The organism is Nonomuraea sp. NPDC003727, assembly GCF_053586935.1.
This window is the reverse complement of the sequence record NZ_JBSFNE010000005.1, coordinates 201,287-224,129: the sequence shown is the minus strand read 5'-3', so window position 1 is coordinate 224,129 and position 22,843 is coordinate 201,287. Positions and strand designations below refer to the sequence as shown.

The 22,843-nt window shown below is 70.1% G+C and carries 20 protein-coding genes; 7 read left to right on the top strand and 13 right to left on the bottom strand.

From position 1 onward, the window contains the following. Positions 1–63: 63 nt before the first annotated feature. Positions 64–1,131: a BMP family lipoprotein gene (locus tag ACWDLG_RS15225; protein WP_354906220.1), complete on the bottom strand. Its 1,068-nt coding sequence runs from the start codon at positions 1,129–1,131 to the stop codon at positions 64–66. Positions 1,132–1,446: 315 nt separating this feature from the next. On the opposite strand from ACWDLG_RS15225, the gene ACWDLG_RS15220 reads away from it, so the two are divergent. Beyond that, a complete protein-coding gene (locus ACWDLG_RS15220) occupies positions 1,447–3,306 on the top strand; it encodes a Xaa-Pro dipeptidyl-peptidase (RefSeq protein ID WP_449920095.1) in 1,860 nt (619 codons plus the stop codon). A 111-nt stretch (positions 3,307–3,417) separates the two neighbouring features. Here the strand turns inward: ACWDLG_RS15220 and ACWDLG_RS15215 are convergent, their stop codons facing one another. Then, a complete protein-coding gene (locus ACWDLG_RS15215) occupies positions 3,418–4,653 on the bottom strand; it encodes a M20 family metallopeptidase (protein ID WP_449920092.1) in 1,236 nt (411 codons plus the stop codon). A gap of 423 nt (positions 4,654–5,076) precedes the next feature. Here ACWDLG_RS15215 and ACWDLG_RS15210 point away from each other — a divergent pair, with 423 nt between their 5' ends. Next, on the top strand, positions 5,077–6,462 hold the full coding sequence (locus ACWDLG_RS15210) for a peptide ligase PGM1-related protein (protein WP_449920090.1): 1,386 nt from the start codon (positions 5,077–5,079) through the stop codon (positions 6,460–6,462). Positions 6,463–6,481: 19 nt separating this feature from the next. Here ACWDLG_RS15210 and ACWDLG_RS15205 read toward each other — a convergent pair whose 3' ends face one another. Then, positions 6,482–6,691, bottom strand: a complete 210-nt coding sequence (locus ACWDLG_RS15205; RefSeq protein ID WP_354906225.1) for an SCO4848 family membrane protein — start codon at positions 6,689–6,691, stop codon at positions 6,482–6,484. 71 nt (positions 6,692–6,762) lie between these two features. On the opposite strand from ACWDLG_RS15205, the gene ACWDLG_RS15200 reads away from it, so the two are divergent. Then, positions 6,763–7,857: a D-alanyl-D-alanine carboxypeptidase family protein gene (locus ACWDLG_RS15200; RefSeq protein ID WP_449920086.1), complete on the top strand. Its 1,095-nt coding sequence runs from the start codon at positions 6,763–6,765 to the stop codon at positions 7,855–7,857. Between the two features lie 67 nt (positions 7,858–7,924). Here the strand turns inward: ACWDLG_RS15200 and ACWDLG_RS15195 are convergent, their stop codons facing one another. From ACWDLG_RS15195 to ACWDLG_RS15180, 4 genes are all read right to left on the bottom strand, one after another. Beyond that, entirely contained in the window at positions 7,925–8,863 is a 939-nt protein-coding gene (locus ACWDLG_RS15195) for a YihY/virulence factor BrkB family protein (protein WP_449920085.1), read from the bottom strand. Between the two features lie 69 nt (positions 8,864–8,932). Next, entirely contained in the window at positions 8,933–9,241 is a 309-nt protein-coding gene (locus tag ACWDLG_RS15190; protein WP_449920083.1) for an amidohydrolase family protein, read from the bottom strand. A gap of 71 nt (positions 9,242–9,312) precedes the next feature. Continuing rightward, entirely contained in the window at positions 9,313–10,320 is a 1,008-nt protein-coding gene (gene trpS, locus ACWDLG_RS15185; RefSeq protein ID WP_354906233.1) for a tryptophan--tRNA ligase, read from the bottom strand. Positions 10,321–10,334: 14 nt separating this feature from the next. Beyond that, complete coding sequence (locus ACWDLG_RS15180) at positions 10,335–11,645, bottom strand: hemolysin family protein (RefSeq protein ID WP_354906234.1); 1,311 nt, start codon at positions 11,643–11,645, stop codon at positions 10,335–10,337. A gap of 105 nt (positions 11,646–11,750) precedes the next feature. Here ACWDLG_RS15180 and galE point away from each other — a divergent pair, with 105 nt between their 5' ends. Both galE and ACWDLG_RS15170 read left to right on the top strand, forming a co-directional pair. After that, a complete protein-coding gene (gene galE, locus ACWDLG_RS15175) occupies positions 11,751–12,710 on the top strand; it encodes a UDP-glucose 4-epimerase GalE (RefSeq protein ID WP_449920080.1) in 960 nt (319 codons plus the stop codon). 26 nt (positions 12,711–12,736) lie between these two features. Beyond that, entirely contained in the window at positions 12,737–12,871 is a 135-nt protein-coding gene (locus tag ACWDLG_RS15170) for a hypothetical protein (protein ID WP_449920078.1), read from the top strand. Positions 12,872–13,121: 250 nt separating this feature from the next. Here ACWDLG_RS15170 and ACWDLG_RS15165 read toward each other — a convergent pair whose 3' ends face one another. The 3 genes from ACWDLG_RS15165 to ACWDLG_RS15155 all read right to left on the bottom strand — a co-directional run bounded on the left by ACWDLG_RS15165 (position 13,122) and on the right by ACWDLG_RS15155 (position 17,525). Then, on the bottom strand, positions 13,122–13,931 hold the full coding sequence (locus ACWDLG_RS15165; RefSeq protein ID WP_449920075.1) for a hypothetical protein: 810 nt from the start codon (positions 13,929–13,931) through the stop codon (positions 13,122–13,124). 350 nt (positions 13,932–14,281) lie between these two features. After that, positions 14,282–15,256: a malate dehydrogenase gene (locus tag ACWDLG_RS15160; protein ID WP_354906240.1), complete on the bottom strand. Its 975-nt coding sequence runs from the start codon at positions 15,254–15,256 to the stop codon at positions 14,282–14,284. Between the two features lie 55 nt (positions 15,257–15,311). Continuing rightward, positions 15,312–17,525, bottom strand: a complete 2,214-nt coding sequence (locus ACWDLG_RS15155) for a protein kinase domain-containing protein (protein ID WP_449920073.1) — start codon at positions 17,523–17,525, stop codon at positions 15,312–15,314. A gap of 216 nt (positions 17,526–17,741) precedes the next feature. Between ACWDLG_RS15155 and ACWDLG_RS15150 the strand changes: the two genes are divergently transcribed. Together ACWDLG_RS15150 and ACWDLG_RS15145 are read left to right on the top strand one after the other, a co-directional pair. Then, positions 17,742–18,863, top strand: coding sequence for a saccharopine dehydrogenase family protein (locus ACWDLG_RS15150; RefSeq protein ID WP_449920071.1), 1,122 nt, complete (start codon positions 17,742–17,744; stop codon positions 18,861–18,863). A gap of 32 nt (positions 18,864–18,895) precedes the next feature. Continuing rightward, complete coding sequence (locus tag ACWDLG_RS15145) at positions 18,896–19,885, top strand: hypothetical protein (protein ID WP_449920069.1); 990 nt, start codon at positions 18,896–18,898, stop codon at positions 19,883–19,885. Positions 19,886–19,957: 72 nt separating this feature from the next. On the opposite strand, the gene ACWDLG_RS15140 is transcribed toward ACWDLG_RS15145, so the two are convergent. From ACWDLG_RS15140 to ACWDLG_RS15130, 3 genes are all read right to left on the bottom strand, one after another. Then, the gene (locus ACWDLG_RS15140; RefSeq protein WP_449920066.1) at positions 19,958–20,962 is read right to left on the bottom strand and encodes a polysaccharide deacetylase family protein; all 1,005 of its coding nucleotides are present in this window, start codon (positions 20,960–20,962) and stop codon (positions 19,958–19,960) included. A 234-nt stretch (positions 20,963–21,196) separates the two neighbouring features. After that, the gene (locus ACWDLG_RS15135; protein WP_449920064.1) at positions 21,197–22,411 is read right to left on the bottom strand and encodes an NADP-dependent isocitrate dehydrogenase; all 1,215 of its coding nucleotides are present in this window, start codon (positions 22,409–22,411) and stop codon (positions 21,197–21,199) included. A 52-nt stretch (positions 22,412–22,463) separates the two neighbouring features. Beyond that, positions 22,464–22,796 (bottom strand): DUF3017 domain-containing protein, encoded by a 333-nt coding sequence (locus ACWDLG_RS15130; protein WP_354906246.1) that lies wholly within the window; start codon positions 22,794–22,796, stop codon positions 22,464–22,466. Positions 22,797–22,843 lie beyond the last annotated feature (47 nt).

The window sequence follows — 22,843 nt, the reverse complement described above, 5'->3', positions numbered from 1 at the left end:
GGGATAGAGCGAAGGCCCGGGACGCGCCCGGGCCTTCCATGGCCTCTTGGGTGTCTACCCAGATTACGGCTTGCTCGGAACGGTGATTTCGCCGTCCACGATCTTCTTCTTGGCGGCGTCGATCTGCTCCTGGATGTCGTCGATCTCGCCACCGGTGGTGGACAGGCCCACGCCGTCGACCTTCAGGTCGTAGACGTCGTTCTTGCCGCCCTTCGCGCCGCCCTGGAACGCCTTGATGAACTCGAACACGCCGACGTCGACGCGCTTGATCATCGAGGTCATGATGACGGGCTGGAGCGCGGCGTCCACGGTCTGCCGCTGGTCGGAGTCGACGCCGATGGCCAGCTTCTTGGCCTCGCCGGCGGCCTGGAAGACGCCGGTGCCGGAGTCGCCGGAGGCGTGGTAGACGATGTCCGCGCCGTCCTGGTACATCTTCTCGGCGGCGATCTTGCCCTTGTCGGGGGCCTTGAAGCCGCTGAAGTCACCGTCGGGCGTCAGGTACTTCACGTCGACCTTGGTGTCGGGCTTGGTGGCCTTGACACCGGCGCTGAAGCCCGCCTCGAACTTCTTGATCAGGTCGTTCTCGACGCCGCCGACGAAGCCGACGTGGTTGGTCTTGCTCTTCAGCGCGGCTGCGACGCCCGCCAGGTAGGAGCCCTGCTCCTCGGCGAACAGCAGACCGGTCACGTTCGGGGCGTTGGAGGCCGAGTCGACGACCGCGAACTGGACGTCGGTGTACTCCTGCGCCGCCTTCTTGATGTCCTCGCCGTAGGCGAAGCCGACACCGATGATCGGGTTGTAGCCGGCCTCGGCCAGCTGGCGCAGCAGCTCGCCACGGTTGGAGCCGTCAGCGGCCGGGCTGAGCTCCTTGATGTCGGCGCCGAGCTCCTTCGCGGCCCGCTCGAGGCCCGCGTAGGCGGCGTCGTTGAACGACTTGTCACCACGGCCGCCGACGTCGAAGGCGAGACCCACCTTCAGACCGCTGGCCTTCGCGGGCTCGCTGGCCGCCCCGCTCGGAGCCGCGGAGCTGGTCGCGCCCGTGCTCCCGCCGCCACCACACGCCGCGGCCGCCATGAGCATGGCACCAGCGACGGTGCCGACCGCAATCCTGCCGAATCGCTTGCTGAGCAAGGCGACTCCTTCCATTTCCCCGCCGTCCAACTTTCATCGCACGCGCGAAGAAACGCACGGCAACCCTGCACGGAAGATAGTTGTTCGGCCATGACAGTCCAAACCAGCACACAGGTCCGCAACCGCTCCGTTATCGACATCAGGCGCGTCTGTGACCTGGATGCCGGCGCTGTGCGCCTGACCTGCAGCTTATGGGCCGGCCACGGCTCCACTACACGCCGTTCACCCAACCTTGCCGGAAGTCAAGATCTTGCTGTCAAGCGGGAGATTCCGTTGGATGGCTAGAAATCTCCCATACCACCTGGAGCACCCCCCATGCGCACCCGGAGGACGATCGCGGTCCCGCTGGCCGCCGTGCTGATCGCGGCGGCGGGCGTGAATCCCGCTTTATCCGACACAGGACCGACGCAGCCCATCTACTCCAGGGCTGACGCCGTCAAGCAGACCGTCTTCGTCGAGGTGGAAGGCGTCGACAGCGACCGCGACGGCCGCAACGACAGGGTGGCGGCCGACTTCCTGCGGCCCAAGGAGACCGAGACCGGGCTCAAGGTTCCGATCATCATGGAGTCCAGCCCGTACTACGCGGGCATCGACGGCACCGTGCCCAACCACAAGGTGGACGTCGACGAGAACGGCAACCCGCTCCCCGGCCTGCGCTCCGCCGACACCAAGGCCGCGGTCGAGACCTTCCCGGGCTACTACGACAACTACTTCGTCCCCCGCGGTTACGCCGTGGCCCGCGTCGAAAGCCTCGGCAGCGGCAGGTCCACCGGCTGCCCCACCACGGGCGACGCGCAGGAGAGCGCCGGACCCAAGGCCGTCATCGACTGGCTGAACGGCAGGGCCAAGGGCTTCGACGCGGCCGGCAACCCCGTGACCGCCTCCTGGTCCACCGGCAACGTCGGCATGATCGGCGTCTCCTACAACGGCACGCTGCCCAACCAGGTGGCCGCCACCGGCGTCGAGGGGCTCAAGACGATCGTGCCGATCGCCGCCATCTCCTCCTGGTACGACTACTACCGCGCCAACGGCGGCGTCCTCGCGCCGGGCGGCTACCAGGGCGAAGACGCCGACGTCATGGCGAAGGCCGTCCTCACCAGGGCGGGCAAGGAGATCTGCGCCCCGGTGATGGACGAGTTCACCGCCGCCCAGGACCGGATCACCGGCGACTACAGCGACTTCTGGGCCGCCCGCGACTTCCTCGTCGACGTGGACAAGGTCAAGGCCAGCGTCTTCCTCGTCCACGGGCTCAACGACTGGAACGTCAAGACCAAGCAGGCCGCGCAGTGGTGGCAGGCGCTGGCCAAGCGGGACGTGCCCCGCAAGATCTGGCTGCACCAGGGCGCCCACGCCGACCCGTTCAACGTCAGGACCGTCGAGTGGCTGCGGCAGCTCCACCTGTGGTTCGACCACTGGCTGTACGGGATCGACACGGGCATCATGTCCGAGCCGCAGGCCGACGTCGAGATCGCGCCCGGCCAGTGGGGTCAGCACGCCAGGTGGCCGCTGCCCGGCACGCTTCCCGTCCGCCTGTGGCTGGGCTCCTCCGCCACGCTGGGCCCGCTGCCCAGGCCGCTGTCGGCGCGCGAGTCCTACGTCGACCAGAACACCCGCAAGGCCGAACAGCTCGTCGAGACCGCTCCCGCCGCCGACCCCAACAGGCTCGCCTACCTGACCGATCCGCTGCCGACCGACGTCCGGATCTCCGGCACGCCGACGGTCACGGTGCGGGCCTCGCTCAAGGACGGCGCCTCGCCGTACCTGACCGCGTTGCTGGTGGACTACGGCACCGACACCAGGGCCAACGGGCGCCTGGTGAACACCGGCGAGCAGTACTGCTACGGCGAGGCGGTGCCCGGCGAGAGCGGGTGCACGTTCATCTACCGGCACGGGACCGTCTCGGCCCCCTACAAGATCGTCTCTCGCGGGTGGCTCGACGTGCGCAACCGGCACCGCGCCGACCGGACCGAGCCCGTCAGGGCGGGCAAGGCCTACACCTTCCGCTGGGACTTCCAGCCGCAGGACTACCTGTTCAAGAAGGGGCACAAGATCGGCCTCGTGCTGACCTCGACGGACTACGACTTCACGCTGCGGTACCCGGCGGGGACGAAGGTGGAGATCTCCCCCGGGCTGTCGTCGCTCGAACTGCCGGTGGTCTTCGGCCGCCTGTCCTGAGGCCCTCCCGTACGGCGGGCGGTCCGCCGCCGCCCGCCGTGCCGGACACCGCCGCGCATCGCGGAGCCCATGTCCACCGACCCTCCGGTCCGCACCGCCGTCCGGGCGAGGTCAGATGTACTCGGCCACCGTCTGCTCGCTCACCTGTCCGGGACGGTGACCGTCCCAGAGGGCGGTCAGCGCGGTGGCCGCCATGAAGCGCACGCCGCTGCCGATGGCGCTCTCGTCGACGTCGAAGGTGCCCTGGTGGATGTCGTAGTCGAGCCCACCCGGCGAGCGCGTGCCGAGCCGGGCGAACGCCCCGGGGATCGACTCGAGGTACCAGGCGAAGTCCTCGCCGCCCAGCGACTGCTGGGTGGGGACGACCGAGCCGTGCCCGAGCACGCGCTCGGCGGCCTCGGCGAGCATCTGGACGCTCTCCTCGTCGTTGACGACGGGCGGGACGCCGCGGGAGTAGTCCATGGTGGCCTCGACGCCGTACGCGCCGGCGACCGACTCCAGCAGTGCCTTGATGAGGTCGGGGGCGGCGTGCCACGCGGACTCGTCCAGGCAGCGGACGGTGCCCTCGGCGATGCCGTCGTCGGGGATGGCGTTGGCGGCCGAGCCCGACTCGACGCGGCCCCACACCAGCGACAGCGACGAGCGGGGGTCGACCCGGCGGGAGAGCGCGGCGGGCAGCTCGGTGAGGATCTTGGCGAGGGCGAAGACGAGGTCGGCGGTCAGGTGGGGCCTGGCGGTGTGGCCGCCGGGTCCGCTGACCCGGATGGCGAGCTTGTCGCAGGCGGAGGTGATGGGACCGGCCTTGAGGCCGACCTGGCCGACGTCGACGCGGGGGTCGCAGTGGAGGCCGAAGATGCGCTCGACGCCGCTGATGCCGCCGTGCGCCATGACCTCGAGCGCGCCGCCGGGCAGTTCCTCGGCGGGCTGGAACAGCAGGCGGACCCGGCCGGGCAGCAGGCCGTCGGCGGCCTGGCGGGCGAGGAACAGCCCGGTGCCGAGCAGGATCGTGGTGTGCACGTCGTGGCCGCAGGCGTGGCAGATGCCCTGGACGGTCGACCGGTACGGCACGTCCTTCTCGTCGGGCAGGGCGAGCGCGTCGATGTCGGCGCGGAGCGCGATGGTGGGCCCGTCGCCGCTGCCGACCTCGCAGATCAGGCCGGTGCCTCGGGGGAGCACGGACGGGTTGAGGCCCGCGGCGTCGAGCCGGTCGGCGATCTTCTGGGTCGTGCGGTACTCGGCGAAGGCGAGCTCCGGGTGCATGTGCAGGTCGCGGCGGAAGGCCACCAGATCCTGCTCGTTCTCCACCAGGAACGCGTCGAGTTCCCCCCGCAGCTCACGTCCCTGCATCAGTCACCGTCCCGTCACGTGCGACAGCGCCGTCGCACGGCTCATTGCGCCGTATTCTCGTGCGATCACACGATTCAGCCGTCCGGTCGGGGCAGCTGCCCGGTGAAGCGAATGCCACACACCCGAACGATGAGCGGGGTTAGGCGGTCAGCCTGATGGCGATGCCATCGACTTTATCCCCCCTGCCGCCCCTCCCGCGGACAACTACACCAAAAGTTGGGCCGGGGCATGTCCGTAACCGCAGGTCGTCACGTTGCGTGAGCCTTTATCTGGTCCGGAAATAGTCACATCGGATCATTAGTTTGTCACCCGTTGTGCCCGCGGCCAAACGTTGACCATGTCCCAAATCCTGTCACCTTCTGTCCTGGTGATCATACTGCGACGATGCATGTAAATGAGAAGAATGCGTGTTTCACTCGCAATATGATCACTAAAATCCCGTTCGGGGAGAAGCATGCACGGTTGAGCATCTTCGAGCCGAGCGAGGGGACCCTGGTGGTCGTACCCTCGCTCTCCCTGCCGCAGGATGAGCTCCGCCGCATCAAGGCAGCAAGGTGTTACGAGGAGCGTCTGCTCTTCCTCCTGCTGACCCTGCGCGAGCCGGGGATCTCGGTGGTCTACCTCTCCTCGATGCCGATCCATCAGGAGATCGTCGACTACTACTTCGGCTTCCTTCCCGATCCGGACGACGCGGCCAGGCGGCTGCATCTGATCACGGTGAACGACCCGGCCAGCCAGCCGCTGACCAGGACGGTGCTCGACCGACCCGAGGTGATCGACCGGGTACGGAGCGTCATCGGGGACGACGCGTGGCTGGTGCCGTTCGTCATGAGCGACCTGGAGGAGCAGCTCGCCGCGTCACTCAACGTCCCCATCTACGGACCGGCCATGTCGCTGGCCTACTACGGCTCCAAGAGCGGGGCCCGCGAGATCGGCACCGCGGCGGGTGTGCCGATGGCGCGCGGCTTCGGCGACCTGTACACGATGCCGCAGATCGAGCAGGCCGTGCTGTCACTGCCGGGCGAGCGCGTCATGGTGAAGCTGAACGACGGCTACTCGGGTCTCGGCAACGCGATCGTGCCCAAGGACGACTGGAACGCCACGGAGTTCTCCGCCGGCGCGGACGAGACCTGGGCCGGGTTCGCGGCCAAGCTGGCCGAACGGGGCGGGGTGGTCGAGGAGTTCATCGAGCACCGGCCGCTCTACTACCCCAGCGCGCTGGCCAGGATCACCCCCGGCGGCCACTACGACGTCGTCGCCACCCACGACCAGGTGCTCGACGGCCCCGTCTACCAGGGCTGCACCTTCCCCGCTCGGTCGGAGTACCGGCAGGAGGTCAGCGCCTCGGCCGCGAAGATCGCCAAGCTGCTGGCGGAGCGCGGCGTGGTCGGCCTGTTCGGCATGGACTTCTTCGCGATGAAGACCGACGCCGGCTACGCGGCGCTGCTGTGCGAGGTGAACCTGCGCATCGGCGGCACCACCCACCCGTTCGGCGCCGCGCTGCTGACCACGGACGCCGGCTACGACCCGGCCACCGGGCTGCTGATGAGCGAGGGCCGGCCGAAGTACTACACCGCGACCGACAACTGCTCGGCGGGCTGCCTGCGCGGCCACACGCCCGGCCAGGTGGTACGGATGATCGAGCGGCTCGGGCTCGGCTTCGACCGGCGGCGCCGTACGGGCAACGTGCTGCACCTGCTGGGCGCCATCCCCGAGCACGGCAAGCTGGGCTTCACGAGCATCGGTGACTCGCGGGAGGAGGCCGATGAACTGCACAGGATCACCCACCTGGCGCTCTGCGAGGGCTGACCGGGCCGCCGGTCAGTGATCAACCCTTCTGCCGCGGGGCGCGCATGTAGCCGCGCCATCCGATCAGGGCCAGCACGACGCCCAGCACCACGTTGACGGCGATGAGTATGCCGTGGACCACGTAGAAGCTGGTCGGGTGCCCGTCGGCGAGGTTGAATCCAAGGTTGATCCATTCGAAGACCATGAACGCGCCAATGATGATCAGGAATCCGGCGATCTTTCGTGACATGCCCATCTCTCTGCTGCTTCGCGGGTAGTGACGCCTCATGCGCTATGTGACGAAGCTACGCTGAGGACGCTATGGGGACGAAACTGGTGCCGGTCGCGGCACTTCTCGCCGCGGTCGCTCTGGCAGGTCCTGCCCTGGCCGACCCGCCTGCCGCCGAAGGTCCGCTCGGCGGCGACCAGCTGGCGGGCAAGGGCCTGGTCGTGCCCGCAGGAGTGAAGGCGCCGCCAAAGACGAAGGCCACCTCCTTCGTGATCGCCGACGCAGAGACAGGGCAGGTGCTGGCCGCCAAGAACCCCCATGGCCGCTTGCTGCCGGCCAGCACGCTCAAGACCCTCACCGCCGTGGCGCTCATTCCCAAGCTCGACCGGAACCTCAAGGTCAAGCCCAGCAGGAACGCCGTCAACCAGGAGGGCAGCGCGGTCGGCCTGTCCACCAAGCCCATCTACAAGGTTGACGACCTGTTCAAGGCGCTCATGCTCAGCTCGGGCAACGACGCGGCGATGGCGCTCGCCGAGGCGAACGGGGGTCTCGCCGCCACTCTCGCCGACATGAACGCCGAGGCCAAGCGCCTTCAGGCCAACGACACGGTCGCCAAGACGCCCAGCGGCCTGGACAAGCCGGGGCAGAGCAGCTCGGCCTACGACCTGGCGCTGATCGCCCGCGCGGGCCTGGCCAACGCCGAGTTCCGCAGGTACGTGAGCCTCAAGTCCTCGCGCTTCCCCGCGCCCAAGGGCTACTACGAGATCGGCAACCACAACAAGCTGCTGTGGCGCTACAAGGGCATGGTCGGCATCAAGAACGGCTGGACCTCCAAGGCGCTGGGCAGCTTCGTCGGCGCCGCCACCCGCAACGGCCACACGATCATCGTGACGATCATGCGTCATGAGGGCTACTTCTGGGACGAGGTCGAGAAGCTGCTCGACTGGGGCTTCGCCGCCCGCGGCAAGGTCGTTCCGGTGGGCGTGCTGGTGGATCCGCTACCCGCCCAGCCGGCGGTGGACCAGGTGACGGTGCGCGCCAAGCCGTCCGCTCCGGCCGTCGCGCCGTCGCCGGCCCCGCGACCCGGCGCGAGCGGCCCCGTCAGCGCCCTGATCATCGGCGCGGGCGTGCTCGGTGGCGCGGGCTGGCTGCTCTACGGCATCCGCAGGCGCCGGACGGCGCGCTAGCCGGCCCGAGTGTGGCGCGGCCGTCCATGTGGCGGCAGGGCGGCGGCGCCGGTACGGGTCCGGTCGTTCAGCAGTCCGTCGTGTAGCCGCTGGACGGCAGCGGCGTGGGGTCGGGCGGCGGGTACAGGCCCGCCGTGACGGTCCACGCGGCCACGTACATCGTCAGCCGCGCCGAGAAGTTGATCCACAGGAGCAACCCGACCGTCACGGCGAACGTCCCGTACACGGGATTGCTCAGCGTGCCCGCCAGCAGCAGCGTCGCCACCTGCTTCAGCACGCCGAACCCGATCGCCCCCAGCAGCGCCCCCTGGGCCAGCACCTTGAACGGCTGGCCCGGCCGGCCCACCCAGCCCAGGACGATGAGGAACAGCACCCAGTCGGCGCCCACGCTGGCCGCGAGCCCGACCCCGGTCAGCGCGGCCCCGGCGAGCGCCGAGGTCTCCACGCCGAGGAAGGTCGCCACGGTCGTCGTCGCCTGCGTGGCGAAGCCGCCGAGCAGGGTGGAGACGATGAGCGCGACACCGATCATGATCAGGGTGACCAGGTCGCGGGCCTTGCCGACGACGAAGTTCAGCGGCGGGCTGGCCGTCATCGAGATCTCGTGCAGGGCCCCGCGCAGGGCGTTGATGGACCCGAGCCCCGCGTACAGCAGACCGAGCAGGCCGATCACCCCGGCGCTCACGCGTGCCTGGGCGATGCCCTGGAGGTCGATGAGGCCGGCCAGGCCCGGCAACTGCTCCTCGATGGCCTTCTGCAGCGCTTCGCGGATCTGGGTCCGCTCCTCGAGGACGAAGCCGAACACCGCGAACGCCAGCGCGGTGATCGGGAAGAGCGACAGGAACACGAAGTAGGTGATGGCGCCGGCCAGCCGGTCACCGTTCTGCAGCTGGTAGCGCTGCACGGTCCTGAGGAGATGGTCGACGGGATGCCAGCGCACCCGTGTCCGTTCGGTCGTCCGGCGCCCCCACTCCTTGACCGCGAGGATCCGGTCGGCCCAGGTGCTCATGAGGCGCTTCTACCCGATCCGGCACGGATCCTGCCAGCACCCGGGCGGATCCCGGCGCGGCGGCGGGCCTCATCCCGTGACCGGCCGTCCCGCCCGCTTCACCGCCCGTCCGGCCACCAGCACCGTGTCGACGGCGGCGGTGTCCGCGTTGAGCACCACCGCGCCGATCGGGTCGCGCAGCCCCGACATGGACGGCGTGCCGGTCCGCAGGAGCTGCAGGTCGGCCTGCTTGCCCACCTTCAGGGACCCGGTGACGTCGGCCGGCCCCACCACCTCGGCCCCCTCGATCGTCGCCACGCGCAGCGCGTCGCGGGTGGTGAAGCCCAGCCCCGCCCCGTCCGGCCGGCCGCGCTCCATGGCGTGGGCCGCCCGCATCATCGCTCCGGCAGGCGGCCGACGCCCTGCGCGAGCTCACCCTCGCGCTGGGCCGCCGCGCCCGCTGAGCCGTACTAGAACGCGCGCGGCAGGAATCCCACGCGGTCGCGCACCCGCGCCATGGTCTCCCGCGCCACCGCGCCCGCGCGCTCGGCCCCGATGGCCAGCAGCCGGTCGAGCTCGGCCTCGTCGGCCAGCAGCTTCTCCGTACGCTCGCGGATCGGCGCGAACGTCTCGACCACGACCTCGGCGACGTCCTTCTTGAACGTGCCGTAGCCCTGGCCCTCGTAGCGCTTCACCAGCTCGGGGATCGGCGTGCCCGACAGCGCGGACTGGATGCGCAGCAGGTTGGAGATGCCCGGCTTGTTCTCCTCGTCGAAGAGCACCTCGGAGCCGGTGTCGGTGACCGCGCGCATGACCTTCTTGCGCAGCGGCCCTGGCTGCTCCAGCACGTCGAGGATGCCCGCGGGAGACGAGGAGGACTTCGACATCTTGGCGGACGGGTCCTGGAGGTCGGTGATCTTCTCGACCTCCTTGAGGATGTGCGGCTCGGGCAGGGTGAAGGTGTCGCCGAAGCGGTGGTTGAAGCGCTGCGCGAGGTCGCGGGTCAGCTCCAGGTGCTGCTTCTGGTCGGCGCCCACCGGCACGCTGTTGGCCTGGTAGAGCAGGATGTCGGCGGCCTGCAGGATCGGGTAGGTGAACAGCCCGACGCTGGCGGCGCTCTCGCCGAACTTGGCCGCCTTGTCCTTGAACTGCGTCATGCGCGCCGCCTCGCCCATACCGGTGAGGCAGATCAGCACCCAGGCGAGCTCGCTGTGCTCGCGCACGTGGGACTGGACGAAGACGGTGGAACGCTCGGGGTCGAGGCCGGCGGCGAACAGCTGCGCGGCGGCCACGCGGGAGCGGCGGCGCAGGTCGGCCGGGTCGGTGGGCACGGTGATCGCGTGCAGGTCGACCACGCAGTAGAACGCGTCGTGCGTCTCCTGCAGCGTGACCCACTGGCGAACCGCACCGAGGTAGTTGCCCAGGTGGAAGGAGTCCGCGGTGGGCTGGATGCCGGAGAGTACGCGAGGTCTGGCCATAGCCCGCAATTGTGTCAGGAATCCGGCTCGGGCGGCGACTCGACCAGCGCGCGGCGCTTCACCCTGATGCGAGCGATCCGCCGGCCGTCCAGCTCGGTGACCGTGAACTCGAAGCCCGGGATCTCCACCTGTTCGCCCGTCGTGGCCAGGTGGCCGAGGCGGGCCAGCATGAAGCCGCCGAGCGTCTCGTACGGGCCGTCCGGGAGCCTGATGCCGGTCTGGGCGGCGAAGTCGTTGAGATTGGTCAGCCCGTCGACCTCGATCTCGCCCGCGGGCAGCAGGACGGTCTCCTCCTCGAGGTCGTACTCGTCCCTGATGTCGCCGATGAGCTCCTCGACCAGGTCCTCCATGGTGACGATGCCGGCCGTCCCGCCGTACTCGTCGACCACGATGGCGAGGTGATGTCCTTCGTCGCGCATCTCCGACAGAGTGGTGAGCACCCGCTTGGAGGCGGGCACGTGCTTGATGGGCCGGATCGGCACCAGTTGGCTGATCGGCTCGATACGGCCGGTCAGCACCGGGTCGAGCAGGTCCCTGACGTGCACGAACCCGAGGATCTCGTCGTAGGAGGAGCGGTAGACGGGAAAGCGGGAGTGCGGCATCGCGGCGGCCAGCACCGCGGCCTCGGCCAGCGGCGTGTCGGCCTCCATGAACTCCACCTCGGTGCGCGGCAGCATCACCTCGCGCAGTTGCCGCTTGCCCGCCGAGAACACCTCGCCGATCAGGTGCCGCTCGTCGGCGGTCAGGTCGGTGTGGCCGACCACCATGTCGCGCAGTTCTTCGGTGGTCATCTCCTCGCGGTCGGCCTCGGGGTTGCCGCCGAGCAGCCTGACCACGCCGTCGGTGGACTTCGACAGCGCCCAGATGACCGGCCGGGACAGACTGGCCAGCCGGTCGAGGAAGGGGGCGACGACGAGCGACAGTCCCTCGGCGCGCTGCCTGGCCAGGCGCTTGGGGGCGAGCTCGCCGAGCACGAGGGAGACGTAGGAGATCGCGAGCGTGACCAGGACCAGCGCGGCGGGCTCGGCGACGCCCGGCAGCAGGCCCCAGGCCTCCAGGGCGGGTTCGAGCTCGACGGCCAGGCGGTCGGCGCCGAAGGCGGCCGAGAGCATGGTGGCGACCGTGACACCGATCTGGACGGCCGACAGGAACCGGTTCGGGTCCTGGGCCAGCTTCGCGACTCTCGCGCCTCTGCGTCCCCGCTGCTCGAGCTTGCGGATCTGGCTCTCCCGCAGCGAGACCATGGCCATCTCCGCTGCCGCGAAGAAGCCGCCGATCAGGATGAAGAGCAGGACGATGGCGATATTGGCCGCAACGCTGTTCAACGCAGGTGCTTTCGACGTAGTGGTTTGCCAGCGTACCCGGCGAGGTCCAGGGGGCCGAGTATGCTGGGGCCGTACAAAATTCAACACGAATCAACAGAGGTGCACATGAAGGTGCTCGTCACGGGCGGTGCCGGATACATCGGCAGCGTCGTCGCCGCCCAGCTCGTCGAGGCGGGCCACGAGGTGACGGTGCTCGACGACCTGTCGACCGGCCACGCCGACGCCGTCCCCGAGGGCGCGAGGTTCGTCCACCGGCCCGTCACCGAGCCCGGCGACGCGCTCGACGGGGTCGACGGCGTGCTCCACTTCGCGGCGAGGTCGCTGGTCGGCGAGTCGGTGGAGAAGCCGGGAGAGTACTGGGCCGCCAACCTCGGCGGCACCCTCGCGCTGCTGGAGGCCATGCGCGTCGCCGGCGTGCGCAGGATCGTCTTCTCCTCCACCGCCGCCACGTACGGCGAGCCCGAGCGCTCCCCCATCACCGAGACCGACCCGACCCGCCCGACCAACCCCTACGGCGCCTCCAAGCTGGCCGTCGACACGACGCTCACCGCCTTCGCGGGCCTGCACGGCCTCGGCACGGTCAGCCTGCGCTACTTCAACGTGGCGGGCGCCTACACCGCCCCCGACGGGCGCGTCTACCGCGAGCGCCACACCGTCGAGACGCACCTCATCCCCAACGTCCTCAAGGTCGCCACCGGCGAGCGCGAGTCGGTCAGCGTGTTCGGCACCGACTACCCCACGCCCGACGGCACCTGCGTGCGCGACTACATCCACGTCGCCGACCTGGCCCGCGCCCACCTGCTCGCCCTCGACGCGACCACGCCGGGCCGCCACACGATCTACAACCTGGGCAACGGCGCGGGCTTCTCGGTCCAGGAGGTGATCGAGGTCTGCCGCGAGGTGACCGGCCACCCGATCCCCGCCGTCGTCGGGCCGCGCCGGGCCGGCGACCCCGCCGTCCTCGTCGCCTCATCCGACAAGATCCGACACGAATTGGGCTGGAAGGCCGAGCGCGCCGCGATCCGCGACATCGTGGCGGATGCCTGGAATGCCATCACTCGGTAAAGAAAAATATGCTGAGATAGCGAAATGTGAGGACCTTTTCACAGAAGGTGCTGTTCGCGCTCGCGATCGTGCTCGGCAGCACCGTGACCGCCGCCGGGGTGGTGTTCGCCACGACGGAGCCCACCTCGGCGACACAGCAGCCGCACAGCTGCATGCCCTGAGAAGCCGGAAAGGGCCGACCGACAACCGGTCGGCCGTGCTGTCCCCGCCCGCGGTCCCGCCCTCGCCTTCTCCGTCCTGCTGCGCGCCACGGGCCGCGGCCTGTCCATCACCGTCTTATGCCTCAGCTCGGTGGGCCTGCGTGCTGATCGCCCACGCGGCCGCCCGCCCGCGCAGGGCGGCCTCACTGTCGCCAGGACCGGGTCAGCGTACGGAGACGCACAGGGCGGCCTCGCTGTCGCCAGGACCAGGTCAGCGTGAGGCGACGCGCAGGGCGGCCTCGTTGTCGTCAGGGCGGCGGTCACCGAGGCGTGACGAGCGGACCTCTCCCCTGACGCGCACCGGCCCGCGCGAGGCCAGATACGGCAGCTCGAAGCGCATCGTGCCGCCCGAGGGCACCGTGACGGGCTCGCACACCGTCTCACCCTCCCTACTCCGGCACGACTGGCCCGCGGCGGGTCCGGCCGGGCGCGCGCCCTCGGCCCGTACCGCGACACGCGCGTCAAGCACCGCGCGCGGCCCCCTGTTGTGCACGGTGGCGACGACGGTGAAGGCGCCATCGCGCTCCTGTCTCGCCTTCAGCCGCACCCCGAGGTCCGCGCCCTGATCGACGCCGGTGACGAGCGTCGCGCCGTTGCCGGCGTCGGCGTCGGTGCCTTGGGCCGCCATGCGCGCCACCAGCCGGAGCGGCCCGACGGCGTCGCGCCGTACGGTGCCGGTGATCGTGACCCCGCCCGTGCCGCCCGCGGCGACGTTCTCCGGCGAAGGGCAGACCACTTCGCCGAGCGTACGGCCGGGCCGGCAGCTGACCACGTCCACGCTGCTGATGTCGACCGCGTCGGGGACGACCACGGTCAGGACCGGCCGGACGGCCTCGCCGGGGCCGGCGTTGCGGACGTCGACCCGGTAGGTGATCGGCCGGCCAGGCTGGGCGGTCGAAGGGCTGGCCGACACGCGTACCGACAGGTTCGCCGGCTCCGGCGCCGCCGCCCGCGCGGGTATCGAACCGCTCACCACTGCCGCAGCCACCGCACCGGCGACCATCTTCACCGCAACGCGCACTCCGCCCCCTTCACCGGCCCCCCATTCTGCCCTGGTGACCTGCGAGAACCCCCCGACCGACACGCGCACCCCGCCCGCGCGCAGGACCCGGGACACCGCACCACGACAGCCGCTGCCACGCATGGGTCGCGGTGCGGCACCCAAGCCGTGCCGTGCCCACGGGTCCGAGGGGTGACGGGAACCCAAGGGATCGAGGGGCCGAGGGAGCTGAGGAAGCCAGGGGGCCGAGGGATCGAGGGGAAGGCCGACCGGACCGCTGCGGGGAGGGTCGGTGGGGCCGATCGGGTGTGAGGAAGACGAACGGCCACCGGGATGTCCCGGTGGCCGTGATCGTGGCGTGTCGTGGTGGGTCAGATGAGACCCAGCTCGCGCACCGCGTCGCGCTCCTCGACGAGCTCGGCGACGGAGGCGTCGATGCGCTCGCGGGAGAACGCGTCGATGTCCAGCCCCTGGATGATCTCCCAGCGACCGCCCACCGAGCGGACGGGGAACGACGAGATGAGCCCCTCCGGCACCCCGTACGAGCCGTCCGACGGGATCGCGGCGGAGGTCCACTCGGTGCCGTTGACCCAGTCGTAGACGTGGTCGATGGCGGCGTTGGCCGCGGAGGCGGCGGAGGAGGCGCCACGGGCGTCGATGATGGCCGCGCCGCGCTTGGCGACGGTCGGGATGAAGGTCTCGCGCAGCCACTCGGAGTCGACCTGCTCGGCGGCGATCTTCCCGCCGACCTCGGCGTGGAACAGGTCGGGGTACTGCGTCGCGGAGTGGTTGCCCCAGATGGTCATCTTCTGGATGTCGGTGACCGGCACCTGCAGCTTGGCGGCCAGCTGCGACAGCGCGCGGTTGTGGTCGAGGCGGGTCATCGCGGTGAAGCGCTCGGCGGGCACGTCGGGCGCGTTCTGCTGGGCGATGAGCGCGTTGGTGTTGGCCGGGTTGCCGACCACCAGGACCCTGATGTCGTCGGCGGCGTGGTCGTTGATCGCCTTGCCCTGCGGGCCGAAGATGCCGCCGTTGGCGCCGAGCAGGTCGCCGCGCTCCATGCCGGCCTTGCGCGGCATGGCGCCGACCAGCAGGGCGACGTTGGCGCCGTTGAAGGCGACGTTGGGGTCGTCGGTGATCTCGATGCCGGACAGCAGCGGGAAGGCGCAGTCGTCGAGCTCCATGGCGGTGCCCTCGGCCGCCTTCACCGCCTGGGGGATCTCCAGCAGGCTCAGCTTGACCGGGACGTCGGCGCCCAGCAGCTGACCCGAGGCGATGCGGAACAGCAGGGCATAACCGATCTGTCCGGCGGCTCCGGTGACGGTTACCTTGACGGGCGCGGCCATGGCCTTCCCCTAACTCAGAAGAATCTAATCGTGACTTCTGGATGCTACTCGCTCGTCATCCGCAGGACTCCATCACGGGTACCTTCAGATCGGCCTTGAACTCCACGTGGGGGAAATGGGTGGCCACGAGCTGCCCGATGGTGTTCCGCGCGATCATGTCGGAGATGGCGCCCTTGATCGCCTCACAGGTGCGCGCGTCGCCCTTCTTGATGCCCACGGCGTAGCGCTCGTCGCTCAGCGTGGCGCCGAGGATCCGGTAGCGGGCGTTCTCCCGGTTGGCGAACCCGGCGAGAATGAGGTCGTCACCGGCCACCGCGTCGACCTGGCCCGCGGCCAGCATCCTGATGCAGTCGGCGTAGTTGCCGGCGCTGACGGTCACCATGTCGACCATCTTCTGCACCTTGCGCACGGCCGAGCTGCGCTGGTCGCACAGCTTCTTGCCCTTGAGGTCGGCCGGCTTGGCGATCTCCCTGTCCCCGTCGCGCACCAGCAGTGCCTGGTGGGCCATGATGTACGGCCCGGCGAACTCCACGTCGCTGTCGTCGATCGAGTAGGTGGCCACGACGATGTCGACGTCGCCGTCGGCCAGGGCCTCGGCCCGCCTCGGCGCGGGAACGGCGACGAAGGTGATGCCGCTCTCCGCGACGCGCAGCTCCTTGGCGATGTGCTTGGCGACGTCGACGTCGAAGCCGGAGAACCCGCCGTCGCGGTCGCGGTAGCCGACGCCGGGCACGTCGGCCCTGACCCCGATGGTGAGCTTTCCCGTGGCCGCCGCCCGGTCGACGACCGACTCGCCCCCCGGTGTGGGCTGCGGGGACCGGTCGCTGACCAGCGCCAGCGGCCAGCCGTACTGGAGCGCGGCGAAGGCGAGCGCGGCGACCAGCAGCACGGCCGCCAGCAGCGCCACCCATGGGGTCAGGGACCTGCGCCGCTTCGCCGGCGGCACCGGGGCGGGCCCGCCGTACGGGGCGGGCTGGTCGGTCGGCGAGGGCGGCCCGTGCCCGGGCGGCTGGGTCGGCGGCCGGCCGCCGGGAAGCGCGGGGAAGGCGGTGACGGGCAGGCTCGCGGACACCGTCGAAGGGCCGGACGCCGAAGCGCCGTGGGCGGTCACGGGACCGGGGGAACTCCCGGAGCCCTGGGAACTCACCGAGCCGTGGGAAGCCGAAGAGCCAGGGGAAGCGGCAGAACCCTGGGAGGCCCCGGAACCGTGGGAGGTCGGGGAGCCGTGGGAGGCCGCCGAACCATGGGAGGGCACGGGGCCGTGGGGAGCCGCGGAACCCCGGGAACCCACCGAACTGTGGGAAGCGGCTGAGCCGTGGGAAGCCGCGGCGCCTCCGGAGGCGGTGGTGCCGGCGGGGGCGGCGTGCGTGGCCGGGGAGAGCCGCGCCATCGGCGTCGTGTCGTCGCTGGCGATCTTGACGCCCTGGCTGAGCACCGCCGTGGACGCGCCCGCCGTACGCGGGGGATGCCCGAGCAGGCGCAGCAGGATCTCGTCGGCGGAGGGCCGCTCCCGCGGGTCCTTGGTCAGCGCCGCGGCGGCCACCCCGCGCAACGGCTCGGGCAGCATGGAGACGTCGACGACGTGGTTGAGGATGCGGTTGAGCACGACCGCGATGGAGTTGCCCTCGAAGACGGTCACGCCGGTCGCCGCGTAGGCGATGGTGGCGCCCCAGGCGAACACGTCGGTGTAGGGCCCGATGTCGTCGCCGGCGATCTGCTCGGGCGCCATGTACGCGGGGGTGCCGATCGCCCGGCTGGTGATCGTTCCGGTCGAGTCGATGATGCGCGCGATGCCGAAGTCGACCACTCTCGGCCCGTCGGCCGCGATGAGCACGTTGTCGGGCTTGAAGTCGCGGTGGATGATCGACGCCTGGTGGATGGCGGTCAGCGCGGTCGCGGTGCCGATCGCCAGCCGTTCCAGCGCCTGACCGGTCAGCGGCCCGTCGTCCTCCACGATGTCCCTGAGGGAGCGCCCGTCGATGTACTCGCTGGCGATGTAGGGCGTGTTGCCCTCGAGGTCGGCCTCGATCACCCGCGCCGTGCAGAAGGAGGCCACGCGCTGGGCGGCCTTGAGCTCCCTGGCGAAGCGCGACCTGGCGATCGTGTCGCCGCTGAACTTCACGTGCAGCAGCTTGATCGCCGCGCGCTCGCCATGGTTGTCGGCCCCCAGGTAGACGATCCCCTGACCGCCTTCCCCGATCCGCCCGGACAGCGTGAACGAGCCCAGGTGGCTGGGGTCGCCCGCCATCAACGGCGCGATCTGCGGCATTCGTCTTCCCCACGTTGGCTTCGGCCTGACGACGCAAACTTTACGACGCCAAGGAACCTCCCAGGGAACCGTTAACCGTTCGTGACGTCACAGTTGGTGCCCGGGGGACGGTCTCGCGACACCGCCTGACCCGCGCGGTCAGCGGAGGTGTCAGCGGTCGCAGGACCGTTCCTGAGTCTCTCGTCACCACGTCCACAGAATGACATTCTGGCTCTCATGTACGACATCGTGCTGCTCGGCGCGACCGGATTCACCGGCGCCCTCACTGCGGACCACCTCTCCAGGGCTGTCCCTCCGGGATGCCGGTGGGCGCTGGCCGGGCGCGACCGGGCGAAGCTGGAGGCGCTGGGCCTGGACGTCCCCCTCCTGCACGCCGACGTCACCGACACCGCCTCCCTGGACGCGCTCGCCGCCGGGGCTCGCGTGGTCGCCACCACCGTCGGCCCCTATCTGCGGTACGGCGAGCCGCTGGTCGCCGCGTGCGCGCGGGCGGGCACCCATTACGTCGACCTCACCGGAGAGCCGGAGTTCGTCGACAGGATGTACGTCCGTCACGACGGCCTGGCCCGCGAGACGGGAGCGAAGATCGTGCACGCGTGCGGCTTCGACTCCATCCCCTACGACCTCGGCGTCCTCTTCACGGTGGGCCTGCTGCCGCCGGACGTGCCGATCAGGGTCAGCGGGTTCCTGCGGGGCGACGGCAGGCCCTCGGGCGGCACCCTGCACTCGGCGGTGACCGCGATGTCGAGGCCACGGCGGATGGCCGAGGCCGCGGCGCGGCGCCGTGCCGTCGAGCCGCGGCCGAAGGGCCGCAGGGTGAGCGCGCTGCCGGGCGGCGTGCGCTACGTCGGCGGCTGGGCGCTGCCCATGCCCACGATCGACCACCAGATCGTCGGCCGCTCCGCCCGCGCCCTCGACCGCTACGGTCCCGACTTCGCCTACCGCCAGTACTTCGCCGTCCGGCACCTGCCCTCGGCGCTGGCGGTGGCGGCGGGGGCCGGGGCGATGGCGGCACTCGCGCAGCTCCCGGCGGGCCGCGACTGGCTGCTCAGGAAGATCGCCGCTGGTGACGGGCCTTCGGCGGAGCGGCGGGCGCGCAGCTGGTTCAGGCTCACCCTGCTCGGCGAGGGCGGGGGCGAGCGCGTCGTCACCGAGGTCTCGGGCGGCGACCCCGGCTACTCGGAGACCGCGAAGATGCTGGCCGAGTCGGCGCTGTGCCTGGCCTTCGACGACGTGCCCGAGGTGGCGGGCCAGCTCACCACCGCCGTCGCCATGGGGCGGCCGCTCATCGACCGTCTGCGCGCCGCGGGGATCGGCTTCACGATCCTGGAGGGTTGAACCCAGGACCGCGTCGCGCACGTCCTATGCATGTGCTGAACGTACGAATGTGGCTCACCGCGGGTGTCCTGGCGACGACGGCGGCGTGCGGCGCCTCTGAGGCCGCGCCCGGTGGCCTGGAGTGGAAGCACGGGGCGGTGCCCGTGGCGGTTCGCTACGCCGTACCGGACGAGTGTCCCGAGACCGACGGCCCGCCCGAGTGCAGGTCGTGGTGGATCCACGCGTTCAGCGGCAAGAAGGAGACGCTCGTCACCGACTACGACGAGACGCGCGACGCCGACGGCGGCTACGCCTACCGGATCAGGGTGACCGACGCGGCGGTGTGGGTGCCGACCAAGGGCGGCGCGTCGGTCATGCCGGGGTTCCGGCTGAGCGCGGACGGGCACCGGCTCGCCTACTTCAGCGTGGCGCGGCAGCGGTTCGTGGCGCACGACCTGCCCAGCGGCGCGGTGCGCGAACTGTCGCCGGAGATCGACACGGCCAACCTGCGCTCCGACGCCATCGCGGTCTCGGCCGACGGCACGGCGTTCGCGGTGAGCGACGGCGAGCAGGTGCTCGTCACGGAGTTCGACAGCGGCAAGGTCACGACCCTGCCGCTGGTCGACGGCGTGATCGGGATCACTCCTGACACCGTCTTCGCCAGCAAGGACGACACCGTGGTCGGTGTCGTCCGCTCCAGCGGGGCGCGGATGAGCACCGTCGAGGTCCCCTCGACGGCACGGCTGTCTCCCGACGGGCGCTGGCTCGCGCTGGTCGGCGACGAGCCCGCCGACACGATCGAGCTGGTCGCCCCTGCGACGGGCAGGCGGCGGGAGCCGTTGCGGCCGAACCCGCTGCGCGAGCCGACCGTCTCGTCCGCCGAGACCTGGCTGAGCCGCGACAAGCTGCTGATCAGGACGTTCACGGCCGACACCCAGGAGTTCGTCGGCTTCTTCTCCCTCGACCTCACCACCGGACGGACCGCGAGGGTCAAGCGGCTGCCGCTCGCCCCCGAGGCCGTCGCGTTCGGCGCCGTCTCCTAGAACGGCGCCCTTCGAGTGCCGTCTCCTGGAACGACGGCCTTCCAGTGCTGCCGTCTCTGGAACAGCGGCCCTCTAGTACGGCAGCGCGCGCTGCGCGAAGGCCTTGCGCAGGAACGGCGCCTTGAACTTCGGGAAGGCCACCGTCTGCGGGTCGCCGTCCGAGGTGTAGCGCTGGTCGGGGTTGGACTTCAGCCAGTCGAGCCACGCGGTGGAGCAGAACTGCGAGCAGTCGCCCTTCTTGTCCATGGCCCTGATGCGCGGGATGCCGAGCGGGTCGAAGTTCTTGTTGAACGGCGCCGCCGCCGGCGTGTACCCGGCCAGGAACACGCCCGCGTGCTTGTAGGAGGTCGGCCCGCTCTTGCCCGTCGCCGCCCACTCCTTCTTGCGCGGCTGGTTCCCGTACGGCAGCGCCAGCGTGATCGGCGCCGCCCCCTCCAGGTCGGTGACCAGGCGCTGGCCGGCGGCGATCTCACCCATGACCTGCTTCTGCGACTTGCCCAGGAGGTTGAGGTGGTCGCGGGTGTGGTTGCCGATGTCGAAGCCGTTCTGCTTCAGCCACAGCAGCATCTGCGACTTCTCCTCCGGCGTGGTCTTGCCGAACATGTCGCGCGTCACGAAGAAGGTGGCGACGGGGCGGAAGCCGGGGTTGTTCCTGGCGACGTCCTGCAGGATGGCGACGGCGGTGTCCGGCTTCACCTGGCCGAGCTCGTCCATGGCGAGCTGCGAGGGCGAGGAGTCGTCGAAGGTGAGGACGACGGGGTGCCGGCCCGCCGGGATGTCGATCCTGCCGGTGACGAGTTCGGCGGCGGTGATCGGCACGTAGCCGTCCTTGGCCAGACGCTCGAGGTCGGCGCGGAACTGCTGGGGGGTGCGGTCGTCGTGGGTGGCCGGCTTCTCGATGACCCGATGGAACATGATCACTGGGATCTGCCCCAGCTCGTTGGCCCTGACCTTGGCGGCGGCCGCCGCCTTGGCGGCCTTGGCGGCCTGCGCCTGCCGCTGCAGGGCGGCCTGGTCGAGCTGCGGCTTGGCGAGGTTAGCCCCTGTGTTCGCACCGCCGCAGCCCGCGGTCAACACGCCTATCACTATCAGCCCTGCACCCAGCATCCGCATGGGAACCCCCCGGTAGATCGACTACAGGGTGCTCTTACCCACTCACGGTATGTGAATGGACCGGGTGTAGGTATGGAATCGGCCAGGAGAGCCTTCGCGTGCGGCCACGTGTCGCCCTCCCGCCATGTCCGTGTGGGAGGAACGCGAAAGGGCCGCCCACCGGGCGGCCCTCAGGCAGGGTGAGGCGGAGGAAGAAGGTCAGGCCATCTTCTTCTTGAGGTTCTCGTCCAGCGCCGCCAGGAAGTCCTGGGTGGTCAGCCACTTGGCGTCGCCGCCGACCAGCAGCGCGAGGTCCTTGGTCATCTGGCCGCTCTCGACGGTCTCGATGCAGACCTGCTCGAGCTTCTCGGCGAAGCCGATCACCTCGGGGGTGTTGTCGAGCTTGCCGCGGTGCTGCAGGCCACGCGTCCACGCGAAGATCGAGGCGATCGGGTTCGTGGAGGTCGGGTTGCCCTTCTGGTGCTCGCGGTAGTGACGGGTCACCGTGCCGTGCGCCGCCTCGGCCTCGACGGTCCGGCCGTCGGGGGTCATGAGGACGGAGGTCATCAGGCCGAGCGAGCCGAAGCCCTGCGCGACGGTGTCGGACTGGACGTCGCCGTCGTAGTTCTTGGCCGCCCAGACGTAGCCGCCCTCCCACTTCAGGGCCGCGGCCACCATGTCGTCGATGAGGCGGTGCTCGTAGGTGAGCCCGGCCTTCTCGAAGTCGGCCTTGAACTCGGCCTCGTACACCTCGGCGAAAATGTCCTTGAAGCGGCCGTCGTAGGCCTTCAGGATCGTGTTCTTCGTGGAGAGGTAGACCGGGTAGTTGCGGGCCAGGCCGTAGCGCATGGAGGCGCGGGCGAAGTCGCGGATCGACTCGTCCAGGTTGTACATGGCCAGCGCCACGCCGCTGCCGGGGAAGTCGTACACGTCGAGCTCGATCGGCTCGGTGCCGTCCTTCGGGGTGAAGGTCAGGGTCAGCGTGCCCTCGCCGGGAATCTTCAGGTCCGTGGCGCGGTACTGGTCGCCGAAGGCGTGACGGCCGACCACGATCGGCTTGGTCCAGCCCGGCACCAGGCGCGGCACGTTGGACATGATGATCGGCTCGCGGAAGATGACGCCGCCGAGGATGTTACGGATGGTCCCGTTCGGGGACTTCCACATCTTCTTGAGGCCGAACTCCTCGACCCGGGCCTCGTCGGGGGTGATGGTGGCGCACTTGACGCCCACGCCGTACTTGTTGATGGCGTTGGCGGCGTCGATGGTGACCTGGTCGTCGGTGGCGTCGCGGTGCTCGATGCCGAGGTCGTAGTACTTCAGGTCGACGTCGAGGTAGGGAAGGATCAGCTGGTCCTTGATGAACTGCCAGATGATCCGGGTCATCTCGTCGCCGTCAAGCTCGACGACGGGGCCCTCTACCTTGATCTTGGGCATGCGTATGGTTCCCCTTCGTGACAAATGATGATTGAGGTTATCGGAGGCGGCGTCACCGGCCGAAAAGGGCCAGAAGCTGCGCCTTCAGGTCGGGGTACTCCAGGAACAGCGCGGTGACCACCAGCGCGGCTCCGAGCACCACCATGGTGGAGACATCGGCGTTCTTCGCTCGTACGGCAAGCGCCCCGCCGTAGCCGGCGAAACGGACGGCGGCGGCGACCAGGATCACGGCGCCGAGCGCGAAGCCGCCCCATTCGGCGTCCACCAGGAAGATCGCGAGCACGCCGAGAGCCGCACCCGCCAGAATCGGCGGGTACGGTCCCCATCTCTCGTCGCTCGGGCGCCCGTCGAGGCGGGCGCCCTCGCTCTCTTCTGCCTGGCTCATCGCTCGTGCCTATGGTCGCATCCGCGGAGGGCCGTGCCGACCCCGAC

Coding starts and splice junctions, on each gene's coding strand:
- ACWDLG_RS15220 (WP_449920095.1), top strand. CDS start 1,447: ATGCGCACCCGGAGGACGATCGCGGTCCCGCTGGCCGCCGTGCTGATC.
- ACWDLG_RS15215 (WP_449920092.1), bottom strand. CDS start 4,653: ATGCAGGGACGTGAGCTGCGGGGGGAACTCGACGCGTTCCTGGTGGAG.
- ACWDLG_RS15210 (WP_449920090.1), top strand. CDS start 5,077: ATGATCACTAAAATCCCGTTCGGGGAGAAGCATGCACGGTTGAGCATC.
- ACWDLG_RS15205 (WP_354906225.1), bottom strand. CDS start 6,691: ATGTCACGAAAGATCGCCGGATTCCTGATCATCATTGGCGCGTTCATG.
- ACWDLG_RS15200 (WP_449920086.1), top strand. CDS start 6,763: ATGGGGACGAAACTGGTGCCGGTCGCGGCACTTCTCGCCGCGGTCGCT.
- ACWDLG_RS15195 (WP_449920085.1), bottom strand. CDS start 8,863: ATGAGCACCTGGGCCGACCGGATCCTCGCGGTCAAGGAGTGGGGGCGC.
- ACWDLG_RS15190 (WP_449920083.1), bottom strand. CDS start 9,241: ATGATGCGGGCGGCCCACGCCATGGAGCGCGGCCGGCCGGACGGGGCG.
- trpS (WP_354906233.1), bottom strand. CDS start 10,320: ATGGCCAGACCTCGCGTACTCTCCGGCATCCAGCCCACCGCGGACTCC.
- galE (WP_449920080.1), top strand. CDS start 11,751: ATGAAGGTGCTCGTCACGGGCGGTGCCGGATACATCGGCAGCGTCGTC.
- ACWDLG_RS15160 (WP_354906240.1), bottom strand. CDS start 15,256: ATGGCCGCGCCCGTCAAGGTAACCGTCACCGGAGCCGCCGGACAGATC.
- ACWDLG_RS15155 (WP_449920073.1), bottom strand. CDS start 17,525: ATGCCGCAGATCGCGCCGTTGATGGCGGGCGACCCCAGCCACCTGGGC.
- ACWDLG_RS15150 (WP_449920071.1), top strand. CDS start 17,742: ATGTACGACATCGTGCTGCTCGGCGCGACCGGATTCACCGGCGCCCTC.
- ACWDLG_RS15135 (WP_449920064.1), bottom strand. CDS start 22,411: ATGCCCAAGATCAAGGTAGAGGGCCCCGTCGTCGAGCTTGACGGCGAC.
- ACWDLG_RS15130 (WP_354906246.1), bottom strand. CDS start 22,796: ATGAGCCAGGCAGAAGAGAGCGAGGGCGCCCGCCTCGACGGGCGCCCG.